At 70.1% G+C, this 26,461-nt stretch carries 22 protein-coding genes; 13 read left to right on the forward strand and 9 right to left on the reverse strand.

Going from position 1 to position 26,461, the window contains the following annotated elements; translation table 11 throughout:
- Window positions 1-29 precede the first annotated feature (29 nt).
- Window positions 30-2,408, reverse strand: coding sequence for a putative bifunctional diguanylate cyclase/phosphodiesterase (locus MLG87_RS03685; RefSeq protein ID WP_243293856.1), 2,379 nt, complete (start codon window positions 2,406-2,408; stop codon window positions 30-32).
- A gap of 252 nt (window positions 2,409-2,660) precedes the next feature.
- Here MLG87_RS03685 and MLG87_RS03690 point away from each other — a divergent pair, with 252 nt between their 5' ends.
- From MLG87_RS03690 to MLG87_RS03705, 4 genes are all read left to right on the forward strand, one after another.
- Complete coding sequence (locus MLG87_RS03690; RefSeq protein ID WP_243293857.1) at window positions 2,661-4,268, forward strand: amidohydrolase; 1,608 nt, start codon at window positions 2,661-2,663, stop codon at window positions 4,266-4,268.
- A 147-nt stretch (window positions 4,269-4,415) separates the two neighbouring features.
- Window positions 4,416-5,102 (forward strand): ribulose-phosphate 3-epimerase, encoded by a 687-nt coding sequence (rpe, locus tag MLG87_RS03695; protein ID WP_243293858.1) that lies wholly within the window; start codon window positions 4,416-4,418, stop codon window positions 5,100-5,102.
- Window positions 5,099-5,854, forward strand: a complete 756-nt coding sequence (locus MLG87_RS03700) for a hypothetical protein (protein ID WP_243293859.1) — start codon at window positions 5,099-5,101, stop codon at window positions 5,852-5,854. The genes rpe and MLG87_RS03700 overlap by 4 nt, the downstream gene beginning before the upstream one ends.
- A 377-nt stretch (window positions 5,855-6,231) precedes the next feature.
- The gene (locus MLG87_RS03705; RefSeq protein ID WP_243294567.1) at window positions 6,232-6,834 is read left to right on the forward strand and encodes a hypothetical protein; all 603 of its coding nucleotides are present in this window, start codon (window positions 6,232-6,234) and stop codon (window positions 6,832-6,834) included.
- On the opposite strand, the gene MLG87_RS03710 is transcribed toward MLG87_RS03705, so the two are convergent.
- From MLG87_RS03710 to MLG87_RS03740, 7 genes are read right to left on the reverse strand one after another with little or no spacing between them, the layout of a single operon-like run.
- Window positions 6,818-7,069: a GIY-YIG nuclease family protein gene (locus MLG87_RS03710; RefSeq protein ID WP_243293860.1), complete on the reverse strand. Its 252-nt coding sequence runs from the start codon at window positions 7,067-7,069 to the stop codon at window positions 6,818-6,820. The genes MLG87_RS03705 and MLG87_RS03710 overlap by 17 nt on opposite strands.
- A complete protein-coding gene (locus tag MLG87_RS03715; RefSeq protein ID WP_243293861.1) occupies window positions 7,066-8,541 on the reverse strand; it encodes a hypothetical protein in 1,476 nt (491 codons plus the stop codon). Before MLG87_RS03715 ends, MLG87_RS03710 begins: the two co-directional genes overlap by 4 nt.
- The gene (locus MLG87_RS03720; protein ID WP_243293862.1) at window positions 8,538-9,353 is read right to left on the reverse strand and encodes a hypothetical protein; all 816 of its coding nucleotides are present in this window, start codon (window positions 9,351-9,353) and stop codon (window positions 8,538-8,540) included. The genes MLG87_RS03715 and MLG87_RS03720 overlap by 4 nt, the downstream gene beginning before the upstream one ends.
- A gap of 1 nt (window position 9,354) precedes the next feature.
- Complete coding sequence (locus MLG87_RS03725; protein ID WP_243293863.1) at window positions 9,355-10,212, reverse strand: hypothetical protein; 858 nt, start codon at window positions 10,210-10,212, stop codon at window positions 9,355-9,357.
- Window positions 10,209-14,966 (reverse strand): alpha-2-macroglobulin family protein, encoded by a 4,758-nt coding sequence (locus MLG87_RS03730; RefSeq protein WP_243293864.1) that lies wholly within the window; start codon window positions 14,964-14,966, stop codon window positions 10,209-10,211. The genes MLG87_RS03725 and MLG87_RS03730 overlap by 4 nt, the downstream gene beginning before the upstream one ends.
- 1 nt (window position 14,967) lies before the next feature.
- Window positions 14,968-15,918 carry a DUF1175 family protein gene (locus tag MLG87_RS03735; RefSeq protein WP_243293865.1) on the reverse strand — a complete coding sequence of 317 codons (951 nt, stop codon included), beginning with the start codon at window positions 15,916-15,918 and terminating at the stop codon, window positions 14,968-14,970.
- Window positions 15,915-18,026: a hypothetical protein gene (locus MLG87_RS03740; RefSeq protein ID WP_243293866.1), complete on the reverse strand. Its 2,112-nt coding sequence runs from the start codon at window positions 18,024-18,026 to the stop codon at window positions 15,915-15,917. The genes MLG87_RS03735 and MLG87_RS03740 overlap by 4 nt, the downstream gene beginning before the upstream one ends.
- Before the next feature lie 153 nt (window positions 18,027-18,179).
- On the opposite strand from MLG87_RS03740, the gene hutI reads away from it, so the two are divergent.
- Complete coding sequence (gene hutI / locus MLG87_RS03745; RefSeq protein ID WP_243293867.1) at window positions 18,180-19,385, forward strand: imidazolonepropionase; 1,206 nt, start codon at window positions 18,180-18,182, stop codon at window positions 19,383-19,385.
- Between the two features lie 148 nt (window positions 19,386-19,533).
- Here the strand turns inward: hutI and MLG87_RS03750 are convergent, their stop codons facing one another.
- Window positions 19,534-19,767, reverse strand: a complete 234-nt coding sequence (locus tag MLG87_RS03750) for an HP1242/YdcH family protein (RefSeq protein WP_243293868.1) — start codon at window positions 19,765-19,767, stop codon at window positions 19,534-19,536.
- Between the two features lie 147 nt (window positions 19,768-19,914).
- Here MLG87_RS03750 and MLG87_RS03755 point away from each other — a divergent pair, with 147 nt between their 5' ends.
- From MLG87_RS03755 to MLG87_RS03790, 8 genes are all read left to right on the forward strand, one after another.
- Window positions 19,915-20,853 carry an oligopeptide/dipeptide ABC transporter ATP-binding protein gene (locus tag MLG87_RS03755; RefSeq protein ID WP_243293869.1) on the forward strand — a complete coding sequence of 313 codons (939 nt, stop codon included), beginning with the start codon at window positions 19,915-19,917 and terminating at the stop codon, window positions 20,851-20,853.
- 51 nt (window positions 20,854-20,904) lie between these two features.
- Window positions 20,905-22,365 carry an IMP dehydrogenase gene (gene guaB, locus MLG87_RS03760; RefSeq protein WP_243285979.1) on the forward strand — a complete coding sequence of 487 codons (1,461 nt, stop codon included), beginning with the start codon at window positions 20,905-20,907 and terminating at the stop codon, window positions 22,363-22,365.
- A gap of 120 nt (window positions 22,366-22,485) precedes the next feature.
- On the forward strand, window positions 22,486-23,778 hold the full coding sequence (locus tag MLG87_RS03765; RefSeq protein WP_243293870.1) for a dihydroorotase: 1,293 nt from the start codon (window positions 22,486-22,488) through the stop codon (window positions 23,776-23,778).
- Between the two features lie 128 nt (window positions 23,779-23,906).
- Window positions 23,907-24,260 (forward strand): hypothetical protein, encoded by a 354-nt coding sequence (locus MLG87_RS03770; RefSeq protein WP_243293871.1) that lies wholly within the window; start codon window positions 23,907-23,909, stop codon window positions 24,258-24,260.
- A gap of 123 nt (window positions 24,261-24,383) precedes the next feature.
- The gene (locus MLG87_RS03775) at window positions 24,384-24,608 is read left to right on the forward strand and encodes a DUF2188 domain-containing protein (protein WP_243293872.1); all 225 of its coding nucleotides are present in this window, start codon (window positions 24,384-24,386) and stop codon (window positions 24,606-24,608) included.
- 60 nt (window positions 24,609-24,668) lie between these two features.
- Window positions 24,669-25,217: a hypothetical protein gene (locus MLG87_RS03780; protein WP_243293873.1), complete on the forward strand. Its 549-nt coding sequence runs from the start codon at window positions 24,669-24,671 to the stop codon at window positions 25,215-25,217.
- A 119-nt stretch (window positions 25,218-25,336) separates the two neighbouring features.
- A complete protein-coding gene (locus tag MLG87_RS03785; RefSeq protein WP_243293874.1) occupies window positions 25,337-25,867 on the forward strand; it encodes a GNAT family N-acetyltransferase in 531 nt (176 codons plus the stop codon).
- 49 nt (window positions 25,868-25,916) lie between these two features.
- Window positions 25,917-26,456: a DUF1572 family protein gene (locus tag MLG87_RS03790; RefSeq protein WP_243293875.1), complete on the forward strand. Its 540-nt coding sequence runs from the start codon at window positions 25,917-25,919 to the stop codon at window positions 26,454-26,456.
- The last annotated feature ends 5 nt before the right edge of the window (window positions 26,457-26,461 follow it).

Genomic DNA, 26,461 nt, shown 5'->3' on the forward strand with positions numbered 1-26,461 from the left:
AGCATCGGGACTGCGGCCCCTGGCGGGTCCTAGGTCACCATCACGATCTGGGATTCCCGGTCCTCCTGTTCCAGGACGCTGGCAATTTCCTCGGCTGGCACCGCCTGGCCGAACAGGAACCCCTGGGCGCCGTGGCACTGGCGCTCCCGGAGGAAGGCCAGCTGTCCCTCGGTCTCCACGCCCTCGGCGACCACCTGCAGGTTGAGGCAGGCACCCATGGCGATGATGGCCGTGGCGATGGCGGCGTCGGTGGGGTTGTGCTCCAGATCGCGGATGAACGACTTGTCGATCTTGAGGGTGCTGACGGAGAAGCGCTTGAGCTGCGCGAGGGAAGAGTAGCCCGTCCCGAAATCGTCGATGGAGACGTGGATGCCCAGGGCCTTCACCTCATCCAGCACGGCCACGGCCAGCGCCGGGTTCTGCATGACCACCGTCTCCGTGATCTCCAGCTCCAGCCACTGAGGATCCAGCCCCGTCTCCTCCAGGATCCTCCGCACCGTGGCCGCCATGCCGGTCTGCTGGAGCTGGTAGCCGGAGAGGTTCACGCCGATGCGCATGGGACGAAGCCCCTGGACCTGCCACCGGGCGCCCTGGCTGCACGCCTCGCGCAGCACCCACTCACCGATGGGGAGGATGAGCCCGGTCTCCTCGGCCAGCGGAATGAACTCGGAGGGGGAGAGAAGGCCGAGGTCGGGATGCTCCCAGCGGACCAGGGCCTCGATGGCGGTCATCCGGCCCGTGTCCACCTCGACCTTCGGCTGGTAGAGCACGCGGAATTCGCCAGCCTCCAGGGCGTGGCGGAGCCCGGTGGACAGCACGAGCCTCCGCTCGGCGTCCTGGTCCATCCCCGGATGGTAGAACTGGTAGTTGTTCCTGCCCCGGCTCTTGGCGTGATACATCGCGCTGTCGGCCTTCTTCACCAGGGCTTCGCCGCCCTCGCCATCCTCCGGGAAGAGGCTGATGCCGACGCTGGCCGTCACGAAGATCTCCTGGCCGCCGATGTGGAAAGGCCGCGCCAGCGGCCTGAGAAGCCTCCCCGCCAGGGCCGAGGCCTCCTTGGGATCCTGCATATCGTTCAGGGTCACGATGAACTCGTCGCCCCCGATGCGGCTGACCGTGTCGCTTTCTCGGATCGCGGCCTTCATCCGCTGCGCGGCTTGGCGCAGGAGCTCGTCGCCCACCGCGTGGCCCAGGGTGTCGTTGATCAGCTTGAAGCGGTCCAGGTCCACGAACAGCACCGCCAGGCTCCGACCGGACCTCCGGGCCGCCTCCTGGGCCCCGTTCAGCTTCTCCAGCAGGGAGGCCCGGTTGGGCAGGCCCGTCAGGCCGTCGAAGTGGGCCATCCGGAAGAGCTGCTCCTCGGCCTGGCGCCGCGCGGTCACGTCGCGACAGATGCACCAGACCATTCCCGGGCGCCCGTCCTTGAGGGTCGGGGCGAGGTTCCCCTCGACGGAGATGCGGGCCCCGCTCCTGGCCAGGACGTCAGCCTCCATGACGGTCCCCCGCGCCTCCTTCATGGCCCGCCCGAATTCCTTCAGCAGGCGGGCCCGGTGGTCGAGGTCGATGAGATCGAAGAAGGTGGTGGTCTCCAGATCCTGGAGGCCGTACCCGAGAGTTCTCGTCCAGAGGGGGTTTGCGTAAAGGAACCGGCCTTCGGGCGTGAGGCAGACGATCAGGTCGTTCGCCGTGTCCACGAACTGCTGCAGCTGGGCCTCGCGGGTCTTCAGGGCCCGGTGCTCCCACCGGATGACTCCCATGAGGCGGGCCGTGATGAAGGCCACCGCCGCGTTCAGGATCGCGGCCCAGGACCAGGCCAAGCACAGGTAGAGCGGATTGGCGCCAAGGCCTTCCGAGGTGAACGGCATGGCCACCGGTGGCAGCAGGCGGAAATAGTGCCCCGCCAGCATGAGGCCGTGCATGGTCCCGCCGATGGCGCCGACGGCCCAGACCTCTCGCGGACGGGGCAGCAGGAAGGCCGCCTCCATGGTGGCGATCAGGTAGGCCGGCCAGAACCAGCTGGACGGCCCTCCGCTGAAGTGGATCAGGACCGTGATGAAGAAGAGGTCCAGCAGGATCTGGGCGTGGTCCGAGTACCGGAAGCCCCTCACTCCGAACCAGCCTTGTTGGAGGACCAGGCTGTAGGCAGCCACGGACGCCACGGCGCCCGCCAGAAAGGCCAGCTGGGCTTGGGTGAGGAAGACCCTGTAGGCGCTGACGGAAAGGATGCCGCCGGCGAAAAGCCCATAGGCGCCGATGATCGCCAGCAGGATCCAGCGGGCCATGGCCACCAGCCTCGCGCGGGTTTCCTGGTCGGTCCAAGGGGTGGTCCCGAGGGGCATCCGCCCGGCCGCCAGGAAGGCGCCCGAATCGGTCTTCAGCCAATCTGCGGTTTCGGTCCAGGGTGGCACGGGCCTCCTTATTCATTACCCAATGGTCAACTGTCTACGATCCCGGCGGGACCGTCAGTGATTGCCGTCACCCGGCCAATACGCCTAAATACGTGTAATATAAATTTTTATAACTCAATTATCGCATTTTTATACCAATTCGCGCCCGGGCCGGCCGGTCCTCCCGCCCCCCTTCCGGCACGCCTTCCTCCACGCCCCTCCTGGGCGAATCTTCGCGAAGCTATGCTTCCAGAAACCCCGAGGGACCCACTCATGCCGATGCCACCCTCCACCCCCCCCGTTTCCTATCGCCTGATCCAGGGCGCCGATCTGTGGACTGGCCAGGGCCAGCAGCACGGCCAAGCCGTGGTCATCCGGAAGGGGAGGATCCTGGCGGTCGGTCCCGTGGACGTGCTTGCCAAGGCCCATCCCCAGGCGCAGCGGGTCGAGCTTCCGGGCGGCACCCTCCTGCCCGGGTTCATCGAAGGCCATGCCCACGTAGGAGGGCTGGGCGCCCTCAGCCGGAAGGCGGATCTCACAGGGCCGGCGGACCTGCCCGGCACGCTGGAGCGCATCCGGGCCTGGGCCGCCGCCCATCCCAAGGGCTGGGTGCTGGGACGGGGCTGGGACCAGAACCGGTGGCCGGGCAAGGCCTTCCCCAGGGCCGCCGACCTGGACGCCATCGCGGGTTCCCGGCCAGCCTTCCTCCAGCGGGTGGATGGCCACGCGGCCTGGGTGAACAGTGCCGCGCTGGCCCTGGCGGGCATCGGCCCCAAGACGCCGGATCCCGAGGGCGGGCGCATCCTGAAGGACGCTAGCGGACAGCCCACAGGCGTCCTCCTGGACGCGGCCGTGCAGCTCGTGGAGAAGCACATTCCCGAACCCAGCTCCGCCGAACTGGAAGCGCGGCTCAAGGCGGGCCTCACCGCCCTGCGCGCCGACGGCTTCACGGCCGTGGCCGACATGGGCGTGGGCGCCCGGGAGCTGGCCGCCTACCGGCGCCTGGCCGCCGCGGGGGCCCTGCCCATCCGCGTGTTCGCGTACATGAACCACGACCATGCCCTGATGCTCCGCGAGCTCAGGCAGGGCCGCGCGAAGTCCCTGTCCTTCTTCCAGGTGCAGGGCGTGAAGTTCTACCTGGACGGCGCCCTCGGCAGCCGCGGGGCGCGTCTCCTGGCACCCTACGCGGACGAGCCCGCGACCCGCGGGCTCTGGGTCACGGACCCCGCCAAGGTCGCGCTGGACGTCTCGATCACCCTGCGCGCCGGATTCCAGCCGGCCATCCACGCCATCGGCGATGCCGCGAACCGGGCGGCCCTGGACCTGATCGCCCAGGCCATGAAAAAGGGAAGAGGCGCCCTGCCCCCGCGCATCGAGCATGCCCAGATCGTCACCGCCGAGGACGCAGCCCGCTTCGGGAAGCTCGGCGTCGTGGCCAGCATCCAGCCCGTCCACTGCACCTCCGATCACAGCTGGACCCCCGCCCGCCTGGGTCCCGACCGCGTGAGCGAGGCCTTCCCCTGGCGGACCCTTGCGAACGGCGGGGCCCTGCTGGCCTTCGGAAGCGATGCCCCGGTGGAAGACCCTGATCCCTTCGTGAGCCTCGCGGCCGCGGAGACGCGCCAGGACCCAGCGGGCGATCCGCCTGGCGGTTTCCTGCCCGCGCAGCGCCTCACGCGTGCCGAAGCGCTTCGCGCCTACACCAGCGGCAATGCCGCGGCCCTGGGCCATGCCAAGGAGCTGGGCACGCTCCAGAAGGGTGCCGTGGCCGACCTGCTGTGGGTGCAGGTGCCCCTGGGCTCCCTCACGCCCGAGGCGCTCCGGAAAGTGAAGCCCGCTCGGCTGTGGGTGAACGGGGTGGAAGTGCCGCTCGGACACTGAAACAAGGATCTCCACGAAGGACACGAAGCAAGGCATGAAGGGCACAAAGGGCACGAATGGATGGATCTTCATGCTCTTGGATTTCCCTTTGTGCCCTTCGTGGAGGTCTTTAACCTCGATGAAGACCGCCTCTGGAATACTGGAACCATGAGCCTCCGCCCCGCGTCCCCCCTGCTGGCCCCGTCCCTCCTCTCCGCGGACTTCACGCGGCTGGGCGAGGAGCTGGGGATGATCGCCGCCGCGGGCGCCCAGGTGGTGCATGTGGATGTCATGGACGGGCGCTTCGTGCCCAACATCACCATCGGCCTGCCCGTGGTGGAGAGCCTGCGGAAGGCCACCTCCCTGCCCCTGGACTGCCACCTGATGATCGTGGAGCCCCTGCGCTATGCCGCCGACTTCGTGAAGGCGGGCGCCGGCTGGGTGAGCATCCACCAGGAGGCCGATCCCCACCTGCACCGCACCCTGGCCGCCATCCGGCAGGCGGGCGGCCAGGCCGGCGTGGTGCTGAATCCCGGCACGCCCGTGGAGACGCTCGTCGACCTGGTGGGCGACTTCGACTTCGTGCTGCTCATGAGCGTGAACCCCGGCTTCGGCGGCCAGAGCTTCATCCCCCGTGTGCTCGACAAAGTGAAGCGCCTGGATGCCCTGCGGGCCGAGCGGGGCGTGCCCTTCTTCATCCAGGTGGACGGGGGCGTGAGCCTGAAGAACGCCGCGGACCTCATCCGCGCCGGAGCCGATTGCCTGGTGGCCGGCAACGCCGTGTTCAAGGCTGAGGATCCGAAGGCCGCCGTGGCGGGTCTGCTGCACGAAATGGCCACCGGGCGGCAGGCATGAGTCTCGACCTTCAGCGCTACAACCGCCTGCTCTGGGCCGTGAACGGAACGCTCCTGCTGGCGGGCCTGATCGTTCTGCTGATCACGGGCCTCACTGCGCTCTGGCCCTCCCGCGACCGGGGGCAGAGCCTTCCGGCCGGCGTCCCGGCGACCACCGCGGACGCTCCCTCCCGGGCCGCCATCCTGCGCCTGGGCCTCCCGAAGCCCCTGAAGGGCACGGACACCCTGCTCGTTCCCGTGGAGGGACTCCCGCAGGAATCCGAGGAGCCCCGAGGCATCGGGAGCTACAGCAAGGGCGCCCCCAACGTCCCGCTCTTCAACCTCCTCTTCGTGGATGCGAAGACGCTGGCCTCCCGGCCCCTGCTCGCCCGGAAGAGCCTCATCCTCCGCTACGACACCCTCGAGGATGGGGAAGAGGGCAGGAGCGCCCGGGTCGATGGCCTTCTGGTGAGCATCGTCGATACGGACACGAACGGGAATGGCCGCCTCGACGAAGGCGACGAAGCCCGGATCTGGCTCTGCGACGCATCGGGCCGGAATCTGCGCGCGGTCACCGCCGCGGGAACCACATGCGCCAATTGGCAGTACGACAGCCTCCGCCGAACGGCCTACCTGGTCGTAGAGACCCGGAGCGAGGCGCGGAAGGCTGAATCGGCGGAGGTGCTCGCGGTGCCCATCGATGGTGCCCAGCCCGCCCGTCCGCTGGCATCGAAAGCCCAGATGGACGAGCTGCGGAACCTGCTGCAGCACTGATTCCGGCCCGGCGAAAACCGATCTCCAAAGGACCGGAACACCCCGGCCGGAGGATGGTGCAGCATGGGCTGGCACTGATCCTGCTTTTCCCGCATCTTATCCAGTGCCTCCATCGAGGACGTGGAAAGGAGGAGCCCATGACGCGCCATCGAACGTCCAGCACCTTGGTTCTATCGCTTCTGGCAGTCCTGGCCATGCCGGCCTCGGCCCAACACGACCGCCGGGAGGAAGGCCCCCGGCCTGATCGCCCGCGCGAGGGCCGCGCCCCCGAACGAGGCCCTGAGCGAGGTCCCGATCGAGGTCGGGAGCAGCCGTCCCCCATGCGGGCCGTGCCCCAGGCGCCCCGCCCCTCGCGAGACATGGAGCGGGCCCGCCCCATGCCTGGACCCGAACGCCAGGCCCGGCCCGAGCGGCAGGAGCGGGCGGAACGCTTCTCCCGGCCCGAGGGGCGCTCAGAAGGACGCCCCGAAGGACGCATGGACCGGCGCGAGGCCCCCGGTGCCATGAGGCCCCCCACCGACCGCCGGGAGCCCTCCCGCCCCCAGGGCCGGGACGTGCGCCCCTCTCCGCGCGCCGCCGAGACCGCCCGCGCCTGGCAGTCCCGGGACACCTGGCGCCGCGACGCCTGGCCGGCCCGGTCCAGCTGGCGTGAGCATCGCGCCCAGCACTGGGAGCGCGACCACCGCACCTGGGCCCAGCGCGGGGGCTATGGCGGCTATCGCATCCCCGAGCCGCAGTTCGTCTCCCGTTTCGGGGGGAACCATCCCTTCTTCATCGGCAGCCGGCCGGTGATCTACCAGGGGTATCCCCGGTTCCGCTGCGGGGGCTACTGGTTCCTCATCGTGGATCCCTGGCCGGAGTTCTGGGTGGATGACTGGTACCTGGCCGATCGCGTGTACATCGACTACTACGGCGACGGCTACTACCTGGTCAATCCCCGCTATCCGGGCATCCGCCTCGCGATCACGGTCTTCCTTTAGCGATCAGCGCCTCCTTGGCGCCGCGCCTCAGGCGCTTGACTTCCCGCTCCCGTCGCAGCGCCTCGGCCTTCGAGGCGCAGACCTCACAGTAGGCCAGCTCCAGGGGACCCCGGCCGCGGGTGTACTTCGCCCCGCGGCCCTCCTGGTGCTGCTTCAGCCGCGCCGCCACGTCGAGGGCGATGCCGCAGTAGAGGGTGCCATCACCACACTGGAGCAGGTACACCCACCAGGTCATGGCATCCGCCACGAAGGCGGAAAGGCCTCGGCGAGGATCTGTTCCGCCGTGGCGCCATGAGCCGCACGGAAGCGGGCCGTGCTGAGGCAGAGGCCCACATTGTGGCCCCAGCCCCGCCCCTTCAGGCGGAGGGATCCGTCCGGTAGCGTCTCGGCTTCGCAGGCATTGCTGGGCCACGCAGTCCAGCCGTACCGCCGTCCCGCGGCGAGGCGCAGCGCCTCCACCGCGAAGGGCCCGGAGGCGCCGAGCTTCACCCCGAGTTGCCCCGGCCTCAGGCCGAGGACCACATCCCGCTTCAGGGCCGCGACCTGCGTGGCATCCAGGGTGCGTTCCCAGGCCAGCCAGCGATCCTCGGGCACTTCCAAGGCCGCGCCGACCTCGGCCGGTCCGTCGCCCCAGACTTCCCGGGGACTCAGTGGATGCCCACCGGCGGAACCCGTGAAGAAGGCCCAGTGGGGATCCAGATCCAGGGCCGGAGCCGCCTCCGCGGCCTGGACCGTGCCCAGCACGGCCCCGCCCCGCACCACCGCGCAATGGGTCAGCGGGCAGAGGACGCCGCCCGGGTGCTGCCGGGGATGGCCGTCCAGCCAGCGGCTCAGCACCGCGGCCAGGGCGCGCCGGGCCTCGTAGGGCGAGTCGGCGCCAAGTTCCCCCTCCGTGGCCGCGGCGATCCAGGCGGTCCGGGGGGCCGTCCACGCCAGGCGCCAACCCTGCCGCTCAGCCCGGAGCCACACGGTGCCCCGGAGGATTCCGACGGGGAAGCCCGGCTGGAAACGGACGGTCCCGCGAAACCGCCACGCCTTCCCCAGGTGATGCGACAGGCGATGTCCATTCACGACCATGGGCCCACGCAGGCGCTCCGCGGGCCAGACCACCGTGACGGTCTCGGCCAGGATGGGGGCTTCCTTGACCCAGCGTTCCGCGGCGACACCGGTCCGGCCTGGCGGCTGCGGCAGGGCGCCGCCGCGCAGCCAGGCTCGCAGCCAGCGGTAGGCCCAGACCTGCTCGCGGGTGGCGCCTGCCGCCAGGGCCCGGTCCAGGCGCGCCTGGACGCCTGCCGGCGGCGCGGCGGGCCAGGTCTTGGGCGGTTTGGCATGGCCTTCCGCCCACAGGCACCGCGCCTCCTCCACCCAGCGCCGGAGGCGCGCGTCCCGAAGGCGCTGGTGGGTCAGTTCATGGCGCAGGATGACCCCGAGGTCCCGCCGTCGCAGCTGCTCCCAGGGGCGCAGGTGGAGGGTGTCTCCCAGCCACTGGCCGCTACGGCCGGGAGGTGCGCCCGTGGCCTTCTCGAAGGCGGCCGCGTCCGGGTGGATGCGGACCCGCCAGGGCCCCGCGGGCCAGGGGCCGAAACCCACCGTGGACGCGAAGGCCGTCCGCAGGGCCTCCTCCAGCGCGCCATGGTCGGCCCCATCTCCCTCGATCAACGGTGGCGTGAACGGCGGCGCGGGCGGCGGGGCGACCAGCAGGATCAAGGCTTCAGCCCCAGGATCTCCCGGATGCGCGTCATGCCTTCCTGCTTGCCGCGTCCCCGCGGCAGGTGGAGCACCACCAACACGGAACGCCGGCCGCCCGCCACCCAGGCGCTGGTGGCGGACGGATCGCCGGGCACCGGGCCCGTGCCGGTCTTGAACCACCAGTCCTCTTTGCCGAACAGGTCCTTCACCTCCACCCAGAAACCCGCCAGATAGCGCTTGCCGAAGGTGACGACCTCCGCCTGGCTTGGGTCCATGAGCCAGCGCAGGAAGGCCTCGGGGCTGGTGCGCAGAAGGTCGCCATCACCCACCCAGGCCGCCGTCAGCGGCGGGAGCCCCTCGCCCGGTGGCATCCGGCGCCCGAGGAAGGGCTCGAAGGCCTCCTCGAGCCGGGCCCTGGCCGCATCCGGACCGTAGTCCTCCACCCAGCGTTCGCGGGAACCCGCGATCCAGGCCAGGAAGGCGAGGTTGCAGCTCTCCTGGAGAGCCCGGGCCAGGTCCACGCGGCCATGGCCCTCGCGGTTCCAGCAGACGAAGGGCCCATCGGCGCCTTTGCAGCGGTACTGGACGCCGGAGGTGGACCACTCACTCCCTTCCAGTTTCATCCAGATCAGCTTGGCCAGGCTGCCCATGGGGGCTTCCCTGCGCGCCTCGCCATAGGCATGCACCTCGCCATCCCCCAGGGTGATGGCGAAGCCTTCGCCGGGCCGGAGGATGGGTGCCCGGGCGGCGGCCACCACCGCGGGCGTGGGCCCGGCCTCCGGCGCCGGCTGGGCAGCCAGCAGGCAGGATGCGAGCAGGAGGCCGATCAACCTAGGGTTCCACATCGAAGGTCCCCAGCATGACAGGGCCGGAACCCGGCAGGATCAGGCGTTCCCAGGTCCAGCGGCGCTCCTGGTCCGTGCCGCCATCGAGCACCGCCTCCACGTGGATGCGGGCGGGCTTGCCGCCCCGCCAGCCCCCGGTCCACTTCAGCGCGTAGGTGCCCGGCGGCGGCGTGTCGTGGGTGTACTCGCCGGACCAGCGCAGCATGCCACCCGAGGGCGTACGGCGACCGCCCTGCGCCAGGGCCCCGTCCGGTTCCTGCACCTGGAGGCTGCCGCTGGCGTACTCGTCGTTGACCTGGAGGCTCACCACGCGGAGCCGCGTGCGGGTGGTGGACACCCACCAGCTCCGCACGACCTTCAAGCCCGAATCCGGCTCCAGGATCTCCAGCCGGTTCTCGCCGTTCTGGGCGGTGAGCTCCATGTTCAGAGTGGCGCCCACGCTGGCCTGCCAGCGCATCGAGGCGCCATTGAACCATACCAGCAGGGTGCGCGAGCGCCAGGCGTTGCGAGCGGCCTCCGCCTCCCGCGCCAGCCGCTCCCGGCGCAGCTGATCGGCGGTGCGGGTGTCCTCGGCCGGCGGCTCGTAGCCGCCCTCGTCCTCTTCCTCGAAGAAGCGCGGCTGGGGCTCGTCCTTGGGCGGGTTCGGATCCTTGGGGTCCACCAGCTTCACCTTCAGCGCCACGGTGCGGTCGCCGGACCAGCCGCCCAGGGCCGGCGACACCTCCATCCGCCAGAGCTTCAGGTCCGGCACGTAGGCCGCGGCGGGAGCTTTGGCCGGGGGCGGTTTCTGCGCCCCGAGGAAGGGGGTCGACAGCAGCAGGGAGAGAATCAGCCCGGCCTTCATCGCGCACCTCCATCCACCACCTTCAGGTCAAGGCCATCGCTGGTGACCCACTGCCCTTCGTTCGACATGAGGCTCAGCTTGGCGGGCCTGAGCCGGTAGTGGCCAGCCATACCCGCCCGCAGGAGGATCCGGACGGTCTGCGTATCCCAGCTCCAGGTGTGGGGGAACAGGAACGTCACTTTGTCCGCGTGCACCTCGATCCGCGGTTTCACCCAGCGATCCGAGGCCCCTTCCTCCGTGAAGGGCTTCCCTTCGAGCACGAAACCCTCCAGCTTCACGGTGGGATTGAGGCCGCCGGGGATCGGCACCTCCAGCATCACGTAGTCCGCGTCGCGGTCCGTGCGGAAGGACACCTGCATCCAGGCCTCCTCGCCGGCCTTCATCGTCCCGGTCCAGGGCTGGCGGATCCAGCCCTGGCTGGCGTTGCCGGTCTCCTGGGGCGTCCTCAGGCGCCAGAGGTCGCGGGTCACGGACATGCGCAGCGCCGTGGACGCGTCGCCCTTGGACACGCCCGCGGCGCTGCCGGGGACCTGGTAGGCGTAGGTCCACACGAGCAGTCCCCTGCCGCTGGCGCTGACCGTGACGGGCTTCGGCTCGGCCATGGCGAAGGTGCCAGCCCGGGCTTCCCGGGCATTCCAGCGACGGGCCTGCGGCCGCTCCTTGAAGTCCCAGGTGGGGCCCCCCTGCACCGAGGCCTGGATCGCGAGCGCTCCCCAGTCCAGCTTGCGGGTCTTCAGCAGGTAGGGCAGCAGGTCCACGATCTGGCCCGTGCTCCAGGTGGAATACCAGCCATAGCCGCGGTACTCCGAGGCCAGGAACGTCTCGCCCTGGCGGATCAGCGGCGATTGTGGGCGCACCAGGCAGAGGGCCTTCAGCGCCATCACCGTGGGCACCACGTCGCCGGAGGCGTAGCCCCACCAGACGTCGCGCCGCCCCTCCCAGCGGGCTAGGCCGCCCTTCACCACGGCCCGCTGCTCCAGGCGCTCAGCCAGGACGCCAGCCTTCGGGTGCTTGGCCTGAGCGGCGGCCAGGGCCACCATGGCCAGCACGTGGTCACCGGACCACTGGCCCTTCAGCACCTTGTCCGCGGCGCTGTCCACCAGGCCGGCGATGGGCTCGCCGGTCTGGGCCAGGGAGGCCAGCAGGAAGGCCGCATCCGCCTGGGGATCGGCGGTCTGCCCGTGGCTGTTCCGCTGGCGCTGGGCAGCCGTGGCCTGATCCGCCTGCCGCGCCACCTGCTGGAAGAGGTTCATGGCGGCCAGGCGGCCCCGGCGGTAGACGCCCTCATCCACGGCATAGCCCAGGCGCTTCATGGTGGCGAAGCTCTGAATGGCGTAGCCGGTGGTGTGGGGGTTGGCATCCAGGCCGAAGTCGTTGGGCGCGTACCAGCCCCAGCCGCCGTTGGGCTGCTGGTAGCCGTACACCTTGAACACGCCGTCCCGGATGTTGCGATCCAGGTTGGTGAGCTGCTTCCAGTCCAGATCCGGCATGGCGCCCTGCTTCACCAGGTCGGCCACCAGCAGGTTGGGCACGAAGCTGGACAGCGTCTGCTCCACGCAGCCGTAGGGGTAGCCGATGAGGTAGGGCAGCGAGGGCGCAGCCAAGTGCTCCAGGTTGCCTACGGGCGTGAGCACCAGGGCCGCCTCCCCCTTCGCGGAGGGCGGCGCCGGGATCGTGACCGTCTGGCTGCCGCCATCCAGCAGGATGGAGCCTGACAGGGAGGCCGGCACCAGCTGGTCCAGCACCGTGACCTTCTGCCGCTCGGCGTCCTTCAGGCCGCCGCCCTCCACGCGGGCCGTGACCGTCAGCGGGCCGGTCTTGTCCGAGAACAGCGGGAGGGCGAAGCGGTACTCGCCCTGGTCCTGCAGGGTGAAGGTGCCTTCGGGCGTTCCCGAGAAGCGGCCGTTCTGCACCTCCATGCGGATCCGGCCCTGGATGGGCTGGCCCGAGAGGTTCCGCACCAGGGCGATGGCCCGGGCCTCCTCGCCCACGCTCAGCGTCCGCGGCAGCGTGAGGGCCACCTGCAGGGGCTTGGAGGCGGGCTTGGAGGCCCGACCCACACCGACCTTGGTGTCGGCGGTGATGGCCGTGGCCGTGGCCCGCCAGGCCGTGAGGTTGTCCGGCAGCACCAGGTCCACGCTGGCCTTCCCGTCCCGCCCGGCGGCCACGAAGGGCGCCCAGTGGGCGGTGTCCTTGAAGTTCTGGCGCACCTTCTCGTCGTCATCGGCCTTGAAGTCGCCCCGCTTCGTCTGCTTGAGGCTCCACACGGGCCGCTGGCGGCGCAGCAGGTCGTGGAAGCTCCAGTCCGTGGAACCCGACCGCAGCACGCCGTGGCGGCGCGTGGGGTGGAAGAAGCGCACGGGATCGGGATTCAGCTCCTGGCTCAGGGCATAGATGGCCTCGTCCACCACGCCGACGCTGAGGTCCGCGGCGGAGGGCTTCCCGGCGAAGTCTTTCACTTCCACGGACACCTTCATGGGCTGGCCGGGCTGGTAGCGCTCCTTGTCGGTCGTGACGGCCACCTGGAGGCGGCGGTCCCGCTTCGGCACGCGGAGCGGCACTTCCACCATCTGGCGGCGGCCTTCGCTCACGATCTCGAAGACGGCCCAGGCGTTGGGCTGCATGGCGGCGGTGATGGGGATCTCGATCAGGGCGGTGGTGCCCTGGACGATCCGGCTCTGGTGCCGGCCGAGGTCCTCATGCTCCAGAGTCCAGTGCAGGGTCAGCCGGGGCCGGGGCAGCTGCACGAGGACCCGGGCCGTGTCGCCCGGCTGGTACTCGGGCTTGTCCGCGGCCGCGCGGAGATCCGGCACCGCCGGCAGCGGCGTGCCCTCGGCTGCCACGGTGATCTGACGCTGGGCGGTCACGGGCCGGCCCTTGGAATCGCGGGCCTCGGCCACCAGCAGGAAGGCGCCGCCTTCCGGGATGCTCAGCATGGCCTGGGGACCCTGCGCGGAGGCGACGGTCTCGCCGGGCTTCAGGGCGTTGGGACGGGACCACCAGTACGCGGTGTCCTTCTGTGCCACGATGCGGGCGGCGCGCAGGGAGATGGCCACGCCCGGCACCTCCTTGCCATCCAGGTCCAGCGCCCGGGCCGTGACCTGGAAGGGCTTGCCGGGCAGGGCCACCTGGCGGTCCGAGGCGATCATCAGCACCAGATCGCCGGCGGCGGCCCGTACCTGGGCCTGCCCGCTGTTCCGCTGGCCCGAGGCGTCCGCCACCTTCACCACCATGCGCCAGAGGCCGTCGCTCTCGGCCTTGAAGGTGGGCAGGTCCGCCTGGCCCTCCTCGTCCAGCTCCAGTTGGCCACTCTCCATCAGCTCGGGTGCCGGGCCGGCATCCTCGTCATCCCAGATCCAGCGGGACTTCGGCGGCACCACCTTGTAGAGGAACCAGTCCGCCTTGGCCCCGCGCACGGCGGCGCCGTAGAAGTAGCGGGCAGCGGCATGGAACGCCAGCGTGTCGCCCAGGCCCACCTTGGCCTTCTCAGCCGTGACCTTGACCTCGAAGGCCGGCTTCACGAACTGCTCCACCTTGAACTCGGCCTGGCCCGGCCCCTGCGGCCCCTGGAAGACGAGGCGGTAGAGGCCCAGGCGGCCTGCCCCCGGCAGGGTGAACTGGGCGGCGTAGGTGCCCGTCTCGGCGCTCAGCAGCTTGGCGCGGCCCTCTGCCACCTTCGTGTCCTCGGGATCGAGCACCGTGAAGGGGAGGTCCGCAGCGCCGCCCGCCACGCGGTTCTCGCCGTCCTCCACCCGGCGGAGGATGGCCTTGGCGAAGACCTCCTGGCCCGGGCGGTAGAGAGGCCGCTCGGTGAAGGCGTAGAGGCGCTGGCGCACGGCCGCGGAGCCCTGCCCTTCGCTGGCCAGCAGGGCGAAGCTGGCGCCGCTGCGGGCCACCACCACCCGGCGCACGCCGGGCGTGGCCGCGGCCTCGGCCATTCCCGTGCCATCGAAGGCCAGGGGCTGGGCCTTGGGACCCTCGAGGATCTGGCCCGACACACCGGCCTTGCCCGAGCCGTCCCGCGCGTCCACCGCCTGCACGCGGATCCGGGAGCCGTCCTGCTCCGCCAGCAGAGCCAGGTCCGTGACGAGCCACGGCACGTAGGCCGCATCGCTGCCTCGCAGCACTTCCACCAGGTACAGGCCGGCGGCCTGGGCGGGCAGATCCACCCGGCTGAGGAAGCCGTCGTCCCCGGATTCGTCGTCCGGGTGCCCCTTCTTCCCGGCGACGTCCTCGCTGATGCGAGGCACGAGCTCCGTGACGAAGGTGACCCCCGGCTGGCCTTCGATGGGCAGGGCAACGCCTTCGCGGATCCGATCCGGCGAGGTGCGGGCCGAGCGCAGGCGATCCGTCTGCTTGGCGGCATCCCGCAGGGCCTGGGTGGCCGTCCGGTGGACGGTGACGAAGGCGCGCCGCCCGCCCCACAGGACAGCCTCGCGCAGCAGGTCGAGGGGATCCTGGACGCCCCGGCCGCCTTCGGCCACGGCGCGGCCCCGATCCGCCAGCACCTTCTTCAGGAGGGATTCGGGATCCTCCACGCGGTAGATGCGGATGCGCGCCTCGGCCGGGATGGGCCCGGCCGCCTCCAGCTGGCCCGGTTTCCCGGGCAGCGTGGGCCTCAGGTTGGCGAAGGCGCCGGTCCATCCGCCCTCCCGCCAGGGGGCCTCGGCGCCGCGCTTCTGGGCCGTGCCCGTGGTGGGCAGCAGCAGGATCGCGGGCAGCAGCAGGGTGAGGAGCGGACGGAACCAGCGCATGTCAGGACCTGGGAGGGAGAGGTTCGGAGGCCGCCACCGCCAGCACCCGCCAGCGGAAGAGGCCCAGGAACGCGGGGTTCTCGGGCAGGGGACGGAAGTCGGGATCGGGATGGTGCATCAGGTCGTCGAGGCGCGCCCGGCGGACCTCGCCGGGCTGCCGGGAGGCGCCGCTGCCTTCGGGGCCCGTGTGGTAGAGCAGCATGGGCGTGCCATCCACATCGGGCCGCACGAAGGCCATGGCGTGGTCGGGCTGGGCGTGGGCCCCGCCCCGGGCGAAGAAGAGCAGGTCCCCCGGCTTCGCCTGGGCCAGGTCGCGACCCAGCGGCACGCAGGACAGCTGCCGGAGGAAGGCGCCCTTGGCGAAGGGACGGGGCCCTCCCGGCGTGGGGAACCCCTGGCGCCAGGCCCCCGCGAAGGCCGGCGAGGGATCCTGCCCCGGGGCGCCGTCCGTGAAGGCCACCCGCGCCCGCCACTCCGCGGTGTGGGGAGTCAGGGCCTCCCGGAAGGCGAACCGCAGCAGGCCGGCGCAGTCCCGCTGGGCGGGCTCCCAGGCGGGGCTGGGCGCCTCCACCTGCTGCTCCAGGAGCGCCACGAACCAGTCCCGGAAGGCTTCACGATCACCTTCATCCAGGAGAGCGAGGGAACCGTCATCGGCCCTTGGAATGGACAGAGACTGTCGGAATCCCGGCCAGGCGTGGATGACGGCCTGGGCAGGAGCCGTCGCGCGAAGGAAGAAGCCGTCCCGGCTGTCGCCCCAGGCCGCCGCCCCGTCCACCCGCGCGCCCCAGGCCGGCCGGCGCAGGCCCAGCAGGGAGCGGCTGTCCAGGCGGATCCTCGCGATGGGGTTCGAGGGATCCGCCTCCAGGAACGCCCGGTGACGCACCGGGGCCAGGGCCAGAAAGGCCGCGGCCCCCGCGGCCAGAGCCGCGGACAGAAGGCGGATCGACGTCATCGCGGGCGCCCCTCCAGACCCGCTGCGGTCCAGTCCCACTCGATGCGCACCGGCCCCAGGGCCTTCAAGGCGCCCAGGAAGGGCCCGAGGCTGGCCGCCAGCTCCGCCGCCGCATCGTCCTGGCTCGAAGCTTCGCCGATCCACCACCCCCCGCCGCTGCGGCTGCGGAGGAAGGCCAGCAGCAGATTCTCCAGCTCGGAGGAGGCTCGGGCGCCATCCACTTCCATGCGGGCCCAGGCCCGGGAGTCGCGGTCCGCCAGGGTGGGCGCCTGGCCCTGGAGGCCAGCGGCGACGGCCTTCACCGCGCCCTCGTCCGTGCCCAGCACCAGCGTGTCGGCCACCAGGGTCCAGGCCGGGCGGAAGGCCTGGGCCGTGAGGATGCGGTGCAGCTCCGCCGATCCAAAGGCCTGCTTCTGGTTCTGGCCCTTGAAGAGCCGCGGCAGCACCTTCTTCAGGAGGTTCTCGGCCTGCGTCCGCCGGGCGGGCTGCACGGGGAGGGCCAGGGCCACGCTCGGGGCCATGCCGGGCTCGCCGAAGCCCCCGAAGGCGGTCACCTTCCCCTCCTGCTGGAGCCGCATGGCCCGCCAGGGGTCCTCGCGCCGCAGCCTGGCCAGCTCGGTCAGGGCCGCCTTTTCCGTGCCCGTCAGCGACGGCGCCGTCACCCAGCCGTTCCAGAAGAACGCCGCGCCCCGGAGATCAAGGCAGGCCTGGAGGGCCAGGGCGTCCTGGCGCAGGGCCGTCCGCTGGCGCTGACGCTCCTGCGCGGCCGCGAGCGCCTCCTGGTAGGCCTTCATCTGGTCCGGGCTCAGGGCCCGGCCGCCGTCCGCGAATGCGGGCATCTGGGGCATCCGGAATTCCGTGGCATCGTCCACGCGGAGGATCGCCTCCATCAGCTTCTCGGTGGGCCCGGCGCCCAGGGCGACCGCCAGGGCCCCGGTGCGGGGCGCGGCCTTGGCAATGAAGGGGTTGGGCCAGGTGCCCTGCTGGGCGTTCGCCTGTCGGCGACGGAGGGCCTGGACCTCGAAGGCCGCATCCGCGCCGATGCGCGGCGCCAGCCAGAAGGAGAGCTCCGTGTCCGGCGCCATGGCTGACAGGGCCACGCGGGCCCATTCCGGGCGTTCCCCCAGGGTGGGCACAGGGCCCGGAAACAGCAGGGCCCGGAGAGGAGCTTCGCGATCGCTGATCCAGGTACCCTCGGCCATCTGGATCAGGTGGAAGACACCGCCGGAACCGCGCAGCTGCTGGACATCCGTGGATGCGCCAGGGCCCGTCCATTTCACTATCCGGGACCGCGCGCCGGAGCTCGAGGGATTCAGGCGCAACAGGGCCATCGTCAGCTGGGTGCGCGCCGGCAGGTCCCCGGGGATGAAGACCAGCGTTCCCTGGATCTCGTCCGCACCGGGGCGCGCGGTGCCATAGTGCAGCACCCAGGCCTCGCGGTTCGCCAGAGGTTCCAGGGCCGGCGAGGCTTTCTTCAGCCAGGGCTCCAGGTGGCGCGCTGTGAAGCCCAGCCGGCTGCCCTGAGCCAGCCTCGGCAGGATACCCTGCGCGTCGGGGCCTGTACCGCCGCCGAGGGCCACCAGCTTCTCGAGGCCGGGGCGCAGCTGCTTCAGGTGGATGAGCACACCAGGCTGGGCGGCCCGCCCCAGCCCCTTCGGCAACACCGCGTTCCCACCCTGGGTGAAGAGCGCCGGGCTGGGGATCCACTGGAACCGCCATCCGGCCTTGTCCAGGTGCAGGCCCAGCCCATGGGTCCAAGGGCGGTCCACGCGGTCCGGCGTCCCGAGGTAGGCGAATGGATCGCTCCCGGATTGGCGGAAGCCGAGGCGATGCAGGGCAAGGGCGACTTCCGGATCGCCGGTCTTCAATCCCTCCGAGGCCCAGACCGAGGGCGTCCGCTGACTGAGGAAGGCCAGCGCCGCGCGCTGGGCCTTTCCGCCCTGCTTGAGGTGCTCCATGAACTGCGCCCACTGCTCGCCCTGAGTCATCTGGGCGAAGGGAACGGCCTGCCAATTCCGCTGGCCACGGGCATCCGTGCGGTAGGTGGACCAGTGCGCCGCGTACTCCCTGGCCCAGGCCGGCACGCTTTCCTGGGCCGACACAGGCACCAGGACCGCTCCAAGCACACACAGACTCTGCGCGAGTCGCCTCATGCCACGCCCCCTGCCCCGCACTGGAACCTCCGGTGTCGAGCGATGCTATCAAGCTGGCGACCCGGCGCAAGGGACCTCTTGGGAATTTTTTGCTGGCAGACTGGACCCATGTCGGACCGCCGCGTGCTCGTGAACCTTCGGGGCCTGCTGACCCCCGATCCCGCCCGGGCTTGGGCGGTGGATCGCATTCCCGACGCGGCGCTGGCCCTGGACGGCGGCCGGGTGGCCTGGCTGGGTCGGGCGGCGGATCTCCCGGTGGAATGGCAGGGCGCGCCCAAGGTGGATGGCGGCGGCGCCTGGGCCACGCCGGGCTTCGTGGACCCGCACACTCACCTGCTCTTCGGGGGCAACCGCTCCAGCGAGTTCAACCGGCGCCTCCACGGCGTCAGCTACCAGCAGATCGCGGCGGAAGGCGGCGGCATCCGGGAGACCGTCCGCGCCACGCGGGACGCCACGGTCGATGAGCTGGTGGCCTCCGGTGAGGCGCGGCTGAAAGCCTTCCGCGAGCGCGGCGTCGTCCACCTCGAATGCAAGACCGGCTACGGCCTGGAGCTGGAGACGGAATCCCGCCTCACGGCCGCCTACGCCCAGCTCAAGGCGCGCGGATGGAACCTGGACGTGACCCTGCTCCCGGCCCACGACCTGGCGCCGGAGTTCAACGGCGATGCCGAAGCCAACGCCCGGGCCGTGGCGGACGAGTGGCTGCCGGAGCTGGTGCGCCACCACCCCGGCGTGGCGCGATTCTGCGATGTGTTCGTGGAGACGGGCGTCTACACCGCCGATCAGGGTCGCCGCATCTTCGAGGCCGGGAAGCGCCTGGGGCTGATCCCCCGCGTCCATGCGGACGAGCTCTCCTGGACCGGCGGCGCCGAGCTGGCGGCGGAGCTGGGGGCCGCCAGCGCCGACCACCTCATGTTCTGCAGCGAGGCCGGCATGAAGGCCATGGCCGCCTCGAACGTCACGCCCGTGCTGCTGCCCGGGACCACGCTGTTCCTCGGCATGCGGGACTGGGCGCCGGCCAGGAAGATGATCGAAGCCGGCTGCCGCGTGGCCCTGGCCACGGACTTCAACCCCGGTTCCTGCCCCTGCCTGGATCCGCTCACCATCCTTCGCCTGGGCTGCCTGCAGCTCCGCATGACCTTCGAGGAGGCCTTCACGGCCATGACGCTGCACCCGGCCCGCAGCCTCCGCCGCGAGGATCTGGGCCACCTCCACCCCGGCGCCCGGGCTGAGGTGCTGCTCTGGGACGTGGACGACATGCTGGAGCTGATCTACTGGGTCGGAGAGCCCTACCGGCCAAGGTTCCTGGCCTGAAGGAAGCATGAACCGCGAAAGACGCGAAAGAACGCCAAATGCAGATTTCTTATTTCGCATGCCCGAAGGGCATTCGCACATTTCGCGGTTCTACAAATAACGAAGCCCCGGGCCGATTCCCGGGGCTTCTCCTGCGAGTGCGGAAGGCCTACTGTTCGGCGTGCCTTGAGGCCTCCTGCACGATGGAGTAGATGCGTTCCTTGGCGCGGAGTTTGGTCTTCTTGAGCTCCACCTCTTCGAGAGATTCCTTGGCGGAGAGGGTAGGTTTCCTCTGGAGATCGCAGAGGCGCGTGTCAGCGGCTCTGTGCTCTTCCATAAGCTTGCGGAATTCGAAGTGCTCCTTCATCAGGCGCTCCTGGAGATCTGGGCGCAGGAAATCCATGAATCCTCCTTGCCTGGGCGGGCCTCTGCCGGGCCCGCAGGGTGATCAGGTGGCCCAAGGGTAGGACCCCCCCGGGAGGCGTCAAGGGGCAATCGGGGGCTCTATGGAACCCGTTGACTTCCATCACTTCCATGCCATTCTCAGGCCATGTCCCTGGCCATCGACGCGCTGCTCCTGGAACGGGTGGACGGGGTCCGCCTGCTCGGGCCGCTGGACCTCCACCTGACCCCCGGTGACCGCCTGGGTCTGGTGGGAGAGAGCGGGTCCGGCAAGAGCCTGCTGGCGCAGGCCCTGTTCGGTGTCCTGCCTCCTGGGGTGCGGGTGGCGGGGGGAAGGTTCACGGCTTTCGGCGTCCCCATGCACCAACCGGGACGGGAACGGGACCGCATCCGGGGGGCTCGCATGGCCTGGGTGCCCCAGGACCCCCGGCAGGTCATGAACCCCCTGCTGACCCTGGCCCAGCACCTGACCCTGCTGCCGGGCGTCCATCGGGGAGAATCGCCTGGCGCGGCCCTGGCCCGCCTCGCCCCGCTGCTCGAGCGGCTGCGCCTGCCCACCACCCCGGCCTTCCTGGCTCGCTTCCCCCATCAGGTCAGCGGTGGCCAGAGGCAGCGGCTGGCGCTGGCCATCGCCCTGTCCTGCGATCCGGAGCTGCTGGTGCTCGACGAGCCCACCACGGCCCTGGATCCAGCGGCGCAGCAGGCCTTCCTGGAGGTTGTGCTCGACCTTCAGCGGGAGCGGAACCTGGGCTTCCTGTGGATCACCCACGACCTGGGCTTGGCGGCGCGGGCCTGTGACCGCCTGCTGGTGCTCTATGGCGGCGAGCCCGTGGAGACCGGACCCGCCGCCCGCCTCCTTGAAACCCCGCGGCACCCCTACACCGCGCGCCTTCTGGCGGGCGCCCGGAGACAGCCTTCCCGGGATGCCGGCTTCCTCCCCGCGCCGCAGGACCGCCCGCTGGGCTGCCCCTTCCAGCCCCGATGCCCCGACCCAGCCGGGACTTGCGGCACTTGGGGCCCATGGCGCGGAAGTTCCCGGGACGGCCTGCGTTGCGAGCGTCCGCTGGAAGCCGCGCCCCAGCCGTGAGACCATGGGATGCAAGGTCCCGCAGGCTGCGGGTCCGGAAAAAGGCTCCCCATGCTGACCTTGCCCCTGATGCGCGCCCTCACCTTCGACGACGTCCTGCTCGTCCCCGGCTACTCGGAGATCCACCCGAACCAGGTGGACCTGGGCACCCGGCTCACGAAGGACATCGGGCTGCGCATCCCCCTCCTGTCCGCCGCCATGGACACCGTGACGGAAAGCCGCATGGCCATCGCCCTGGCCCAGCTGGGGGGCATCGGCATCATCCACAAGAACCTCAGCCCCGAACGCCAGGCGGAGGAAGTGGACAAGGTGAAGCGGTCCGAATCGGGCATGATCACGGACCCCATCACCATCGGGCCTGACGCGCCCATCCGGGACGCCGAGGCCCTCATGGCCAAGTTCCGCATCAGCGGCGTGCCCGTGGTGGAGGGCCACCGCCTGGTGGGCATCCTCACCAACCGCGACCTGCGCTTCGAGACCCGCTGGGAGCTCCCGGTGCGCGAAGCCATGACCAAGGAGAACCTCATCACCGTGCCGGTGGGCACCACGCTGCAGGAGGCCAAGGGCATCCTGCAGAAGCACCGCATCGAGAAGCTGCTGGTGGTGGACGGCCAGGGCCAGCTCAAGGGCCTCATCACCGTCAAGGACATCGAGAAGTCCATCGAGTACCCCAACGCCTGCAAGGACACCCATGGACGCCTGCGCGTGGGCGCCGCCGTGGGCGTGGGCAAGGAGCTGCTGGATCGCGCCGCGGCCCTGGTGGAAGCCAAGGTGGACGTGCTCTGCCTGGACAGCTCCCACGGCCACAGCAAGGGCATCATCGACGCCGTGAAGGCCCTCAAGAAGGCGCATCCCGGCGTGGCCCTCATCGCCGGCAACGTGGCCACCTACCAGGGTGCCAAGGACCTGGCCGCCGCTGGCGCGGACGCCGTGAAGGTCGGGATCGGGCCCGGCTCCATCTGCACCACCCGGATCGTCACCGGCGCGGGCATGCCCCAGATCACGGCGGTGGCGGAAGCCAGCCGGGCCTGCCGCGAGGCCGGCGTCAGCTGCATCGCCGACGGTGGCATCAAGTTCAGCGGCGACGTGGCCAAGGCCATCGCGGCGGGCGCCGATGCGGTCATGATCGGCAGCCTCTTCGCGGGCACCGACGAAGCCCCCGGCGAAACCATCTTCTACGCGGGCCGGACCTTCAAGTCCTACCGCGGCATGGGCAGCCTGGGCGCCATGAAGCAGGGCAGCAAGGACCGCTACTTCCAGGAAGGCAAGGACGACACCAAGCTCGTGCCCGAGGGCATCGAAGGCCAGGTGCCCTACAAGGGACGCATGGCCGATCTGGTCACCCAGCTCATGGGCGGCCTCCGCGCGGGCATGGGCCTCAGCGGCGGCGCCTCCGTCGCCGACTTCCAGCAGAAGGCCACCCTCGTCGAGATCAGCGGCGCCGGCCTCCGCGAGAGCCATGCCCACGACGTCATGATCACCAAGGAAGCCCCGAACTACCGGATGGAGTAGGGACGCCATCAGCTGTCGGCTATCAGCTGTCGGCCACTGATAGCTGATAGCCGACAGCTGACAGCTGACAGCTGACAGCTGACAGCCCAAACTAGACCGGAAGCCAGCCCCGGAGCCCCCATGTCCCTCCTCGTGAAGAACGTCCGCCTTGTGGATCCTGCCCAGAACCTGGATGGGATGGGCTCGCTGCTGGTGGTGGAGGGGGCGGTGGCCGCGATCGGGGCCGACGCGGGGAACGATCCGCTCGCCGCCGGCGCCGACGTCCTGGACGGTGGCGGAACGGTGCTGGCGCCGGGCTTCGTGGACCTGCACGTGCATTTCCGCGAGCCTGGGCAGACCCGCAAGGAGAGCATCGAGACGGGCAGCCGGGCGGCGGTGGCGGGCGGCTTCACCTCCGTCTGCGCCATGGCCAACACCAAGCCCGTGAACGACAGCGTGGCCATCACGGAAATGATGCTGACCCGCGCCGCGAAGGCCGACTTGTGCCGCTACTTCCCCATCGGGACCGTCAGCCGCGAGATGAAGGGCGAGGAACTGGCAGACATGGGCACCTTGAAGGCCGCGGGCTGCGTGGCCTTCTCCGACGACGGCGTGCCCATCGGCAACTCGGCCCTCATGCGCCGGGCGCTGGAGTACACGCGCTGGCTGGAGGTTCCCGTGGTGGCCCACGAGGAGGATCGCGATCTGGCCGGCAAGGGCTACATGCACGAGGGGGCCGTGAGCGCGTCGCTCGGTTGTCTCGGCATCCCGGCGGCGGCGGAGGAGGCCATGGTGGCCCGGGACATCATCCTGGCCGAGCACACCGGCGGCCACCTGCACCTGGCCCATCTCAGCACGAAGGGCTCCCTGCGCATGGTGCGCGAGGCCAAGGCCCGCGGCCTGAATGTCACCTGCGAGGTGACGCCCCACCACTTCGCGCTGTCGGACAAGGAACTGATGAAGTTCGACAGCGACTACAAGATGAACCCGCCCCTCCGCACCGAGGCCGACATCCAGGCGGTGCTGGAGGCTCTCGCGGACGGCACGGTGGACGCCATCGCCACAGATCACGCGCCCCACGGCTGGGACGACAAGGAAGTGGAGCTGCCCATCGCCGCCTTCGGCGTCATCGGCCTGGAGACCGCCCTGCCCCTCACGATGGAGCTGCTGGTGAACCGCAAGGTCCTCAGCCTGGCGAAGGCCATCGCCCTGCTCTCCTGGAAGCCCGCCCAGGCTTTCCATCTGGACCGCCGCGGCCTTGGCAGCCTCCAGCCCGGCGCCCCCGCCGACTTCGTCCTCTTCGATCCCGGCGCCCAGGTCCAGGTGGACCGCGCCTTCATCCAGTCCAAGTCCTACAACACCCCCTTCAAGGGCTGGAGCCTGCCCGGGAAGGTCATCGGCACCTGGGTGGGCGGCAAGCGAGTGTGGGGCTGAGCGTCTCTCGAAACAGCTCCTAAGAGGTCGTAACAAAACCCCACGGCGCTTCACGGACGAGGCAGCCTGCCAGCGGTTGCCTGGACGTCGGATACGCCCTGCCGATTGAATCCCCCCGCCGTGGAGGGATGGCGGAATTCCCCAAGGTTCGGCAGATCCTCAAGCCCGGGGTCGACATACCCAATCTAGGGAAAGTGAACGACCAGGCGGTTTCACATTTTATGCAGTTATTTTCATGCCCATCGTATGGTGTTGTAAGTCATGGCTCATGGACTCAGGCTTTAGGCATCATCCAGGAAAAGCTCGAAAGGGATGGGATTCGTCGGCCGGTCCTATTGGCGGACGTTGCCGAGTTCGATCCCCCTGCAGGAGGTTCCGGTTCGATGGCCATCATCGGGCGATCTGCGCCAAGTACTTTGGGCATGGATCTGCTTCCTGCCTTCGTCTTCAAAGTGACGCCACCCGTGGCTTCCAGGCATTGAAGACCCCGGGCAGCACGAGGATCCACTCGAGGCCCATCGCGGCAGAGGTGTGGCAGCTTCATTGGCCATGCTGCAGGAAAGGCCTATCTTCAGCACCGGCGATAGCCACATGAGGAGGACGATATGAAAAATTATCACCTCGCCAAAGAAGGTAACGCCTGGAACCTCAAGCCTGAAGGAGGCAGTCGGCCCGTGGTCCATGCGATGACCAAGGCGGACGCGATCGGGCAGATGCGTGTCTACATGCACGACCACCCGGGTTCCGTGAAGATCCACAAGGAGGATGGCCAGATCCAGGAGGAGCGCACCTATCCGAGGTCCATTGATCCGAAGGGCACCCGGGGCTGAGAGGCTGCCACCCTTCCATTGGCACCAGACCCCGGCCGTCGGGCGGGGTAGCATGGGTTCATGCTTTCCGTCCTCCTCCTCTTCCTGATCCCCGTTGGGGGTGGGATTCCGGCGGGGGTGCTGTTGGCGCAGTCCAAGGGGCTGGCTTGGCCCCTGACGGTGGGGCTGTATTTCGTCTCGGACGTAATCCTGGCCCTGGCCTTTGAGCCCATGCTGCGGCTGTTCGTGGCGCTGGGGCGGCGGGTGGCCTTCCTCGCCAGGTTCGGCGCGGCGATGCGGGAGGCCATGGCCCGCAGCGCCGCGCATGTCGGCGGCCCCGGCGCCGGGCCCATCTCCCTCGTCATGATCGCCTTCGGCGTGGACCCCATGACCGGCCGGAGCGCGGCCCTGGCCGCGGGCCACGGCTTCCTGGCGGGCTGGGCCTTCGCCATCGCAGGCGACATGCTCTACTACAGCGTCATCGCCCTCACGACCCTGCGCTTGAACACGGTCATCAAGAACCCGGACACCACCATGTGGATCGTCCTCGGCGCCATGCTGGTCGTGCCGATGCTGGTGCGGCGGATCCGATCGGGGTTTGCCGGACCGGCCGGCGCGAAAGTTGTCTGATCGTCAAACGCCGCAAGAGTCGGGTGGCCCGACGCTGGGCGGAGCGGCATCCTCGAACCAAGGTCCAGGTGATCGAGAATCGTTCTCAATCCCTGCGGCCCCTGTTCGAGGTGCCTGAGATGAACACGACGGTGCGCGGTGCGGTCGCGGGAGATGCCGAAGCCATCGCCTCCCTGGGCCGGAAGAGCTTCTCCTGGGCCTTCGGGGCGCTGTTCCGGGAAGACGTGCTGGCCCGCTATCTGGACGGGACGTACTCCGCCGGGAAGATCGCCGGCAGCCTGGCCAAGGCGGCCAACCTCTACTTCGTGGCCGAGGCGGAGGGCCGCCTCCAGGGCTTCCTGAAGCTGAAGGCGGGAGGCACGGAGGCCTGGCAGGTCCAGAAGCTCTACGTGGACCCGGACCTGATCCAGGGCGGGATCGGGCAGCGGCTCATGCAGGCGGGCGAGGCCGCGATGAGGGCCCGGAACGCCCCGTCCGCCTGGCTGGTGGTCTACAAGGGCAACGACCGCGCCATCCGCTTCTACCGGGGCCTGGGCTACGCGGAAACGGGTGTGGAATTCCATGACTTCGAGGACATCCGGATCGAGTTCCGGCGGATGTCCAAGGCCTATGCCCCGTCCGCAGCCCCTCTCGGGGGCACCCTGTCCTGACGCGGGTCCGACCACCCCCCAAACTGCCCCCCTCTCCCAGGAGCTTCCCATGAACGGCGACCTCTACCTGGCCGATGCCCTCAAGCGCTTCCGTGAAGCGCACGCTCAGTGCGACCGCGCCCTCGCGCAGGTGCCCGTGGAACGCTGGGCGCACCGGCTGGATCCGGAATCCAACAGCCTGGCCACGCTGATGCTGCACCTCTCGGGCAACATGCTCTCGCGCTGGACTGACTTCCTGACCACCGATGGCGAGAAGCTGGACCGCCACCGCGACGCCGAGTTCGAGGATCCCGAGACCTTCGACCCGCGGGCCCTGCGCGACCGCTGGGAACGGGGATGGGCCCGCCTCTTCGATGCCCTGGAAAGCCTCACCGCCGCCGACCTCGACCGGACCGTGACCATCCGGCACGAGCCCCACACCGTGCTCGAGGCCATCAACCGCCAGCTCGCCCACTACCCCTACCACGCAGGCCAGATGGTCTTCCTCGCGAAGCACCTGGCGCCCGGCTCATGGCAGTCGCTCAGCGTCGCCAGGGGTGGAAGCGTGGCCTACAACGCGGCCAAGATGAAGGACCAATCCCAGGCCTGACGCCC

The organism is Geothrix mesophila, assembly GCF_022808835.1.
GTDB classification, from domain to species: domain Bacteria; phylum Acidobacteriota; class Holophagae; order Holophagales; family Holophagaceae; genus Geothrix; species Geothrix paludis.

Bases quoted from the DNA above. Each gene is read 5' to 3' on its own strand.
- MLG87_RS03690 (WP_243293857.1), top strand. From the start codon at position 2,661: ATGCCGATGCCACCCTCCACCCCCCCCGTTTCCTATCGCCTGATCCAG.
- rpe (WP_243293858.1), top strand. From the start codon at position 4,416: ATGAGCCTCCGCCCCGCGTCCCCCCTGCTGGCCCCGTCCCTCCTCTCC.
- MLG87_RS03700 (WP_243293859.1), top strand. From the start codon at position 5,099: ATGAGTCTCGACCTTCAGCGCTACAACCGCCTGCTCTGGGCCGTGAAC.
- MLG87_RS03705 (WP_243294567.1), top strand. From the start codon at position 6,232: ATGCCTGGACCCGAACGCCAGGCCCGGCCCGAGCGGCAGGAGCGGGCG.
- MLG87_RS03710 (WP_243293860.1), bottom strand. From the start codon at position 7,069: ATGACCTGGTGGGTGTACCTGCTCCAGTGTGGTGATGGCACCCTCTAC.
- MLG87_RS03725 (WP_243293863.1), bottom strand. From the start codon at position 10,212: ATGAAGGCCGGGCTGATTCTCTCCCTGCTGCTGTCGACCCCCTTCCTC.
- MLG87_RS03730 (WP_243293864.1), bottom strand. From the start codon at position 14,966: ATGCGCTGGTTCCGTCCGCTCCTCACCCTGCTGCTGCCCGCGATCCTG.
- MLG87_RS03735 (WP_243293865.1), bottom strand. From the start codon at position 15,918: ATGACGTCGATCCGCCTTCTGTCCGCGGCTCTGGCCGCGGGGGCCGCG.
- hutI (WP_243293867.1), top strand. From the start codon at position 18,180: ATGTCGGACCGCCGCGTGCTCGTGAACCTTCGGGGCCTGCTGACCCCC.
- MLG87_RS03750 (WP_243293868.1), bottom strand. From the start codon at position 19,767: ATGGATTTCCTGCGCCCAGATCTCCAGGAGCGCCTGATGAAGGAGCAC.
- MLG87_RS03755 (WP_243293869.1), top strand. From the start codon at position 19,915: ATGTCCCTGGCCATCGACGCGCTGCTCCTGGAACGGGTGGACGGGGTC.
- guaB (WP_243285979.1), top strand. From the start codon at position 20,905: ATGCTGACCTTGCCCCTGATGCGCGCCCTCACCTTCGACGACGTCCTG.
- MLG87_RS03765 (WP_243293870.1), top strand. From the start codon at position 22,486: ATGTCCCTCCTCGTGAAGAACGTCCGCCTTGTGGATCCTGCCCAGAAC.
- MLG87_RS03770 (WP_243293871.1), top strand. From the start codon at position 23,907: ATGGCGGAATTCCCCAAGGTTCGGCAGATCCTCAAGCCCGGGGTCGAC.
- MLG87_RS03775 (WP_243293872.1), top strand. From the start codon at position 24,384: ATGAAAAATTATCACCTCGCCAAAGAAGGTAACGCCTGGAACCTCAAG.
- MLG87_RS03780 (WP_243293873.1), top strand. From the start codon at position 24,669: ATGCTTTCCGTCCTCCTCCTCTTCCTGATCCCCGTTGGGGGTGGGATT.
- MLG87_RS03785 (WP_243293874.1), top strand. From the start codon at position 25,337: ATGAACACGACGGTGCGCGGTGCGGTCGCGGGAGATGCCGAAGCCATC.
- MLG87_RS03790 (WP_243293875.1), top strand. From the start codon at position 25,917: ATGAACGGCGACCTCTACCTGGCCGATGCCCTCAAGCGCTTCCGTGAA.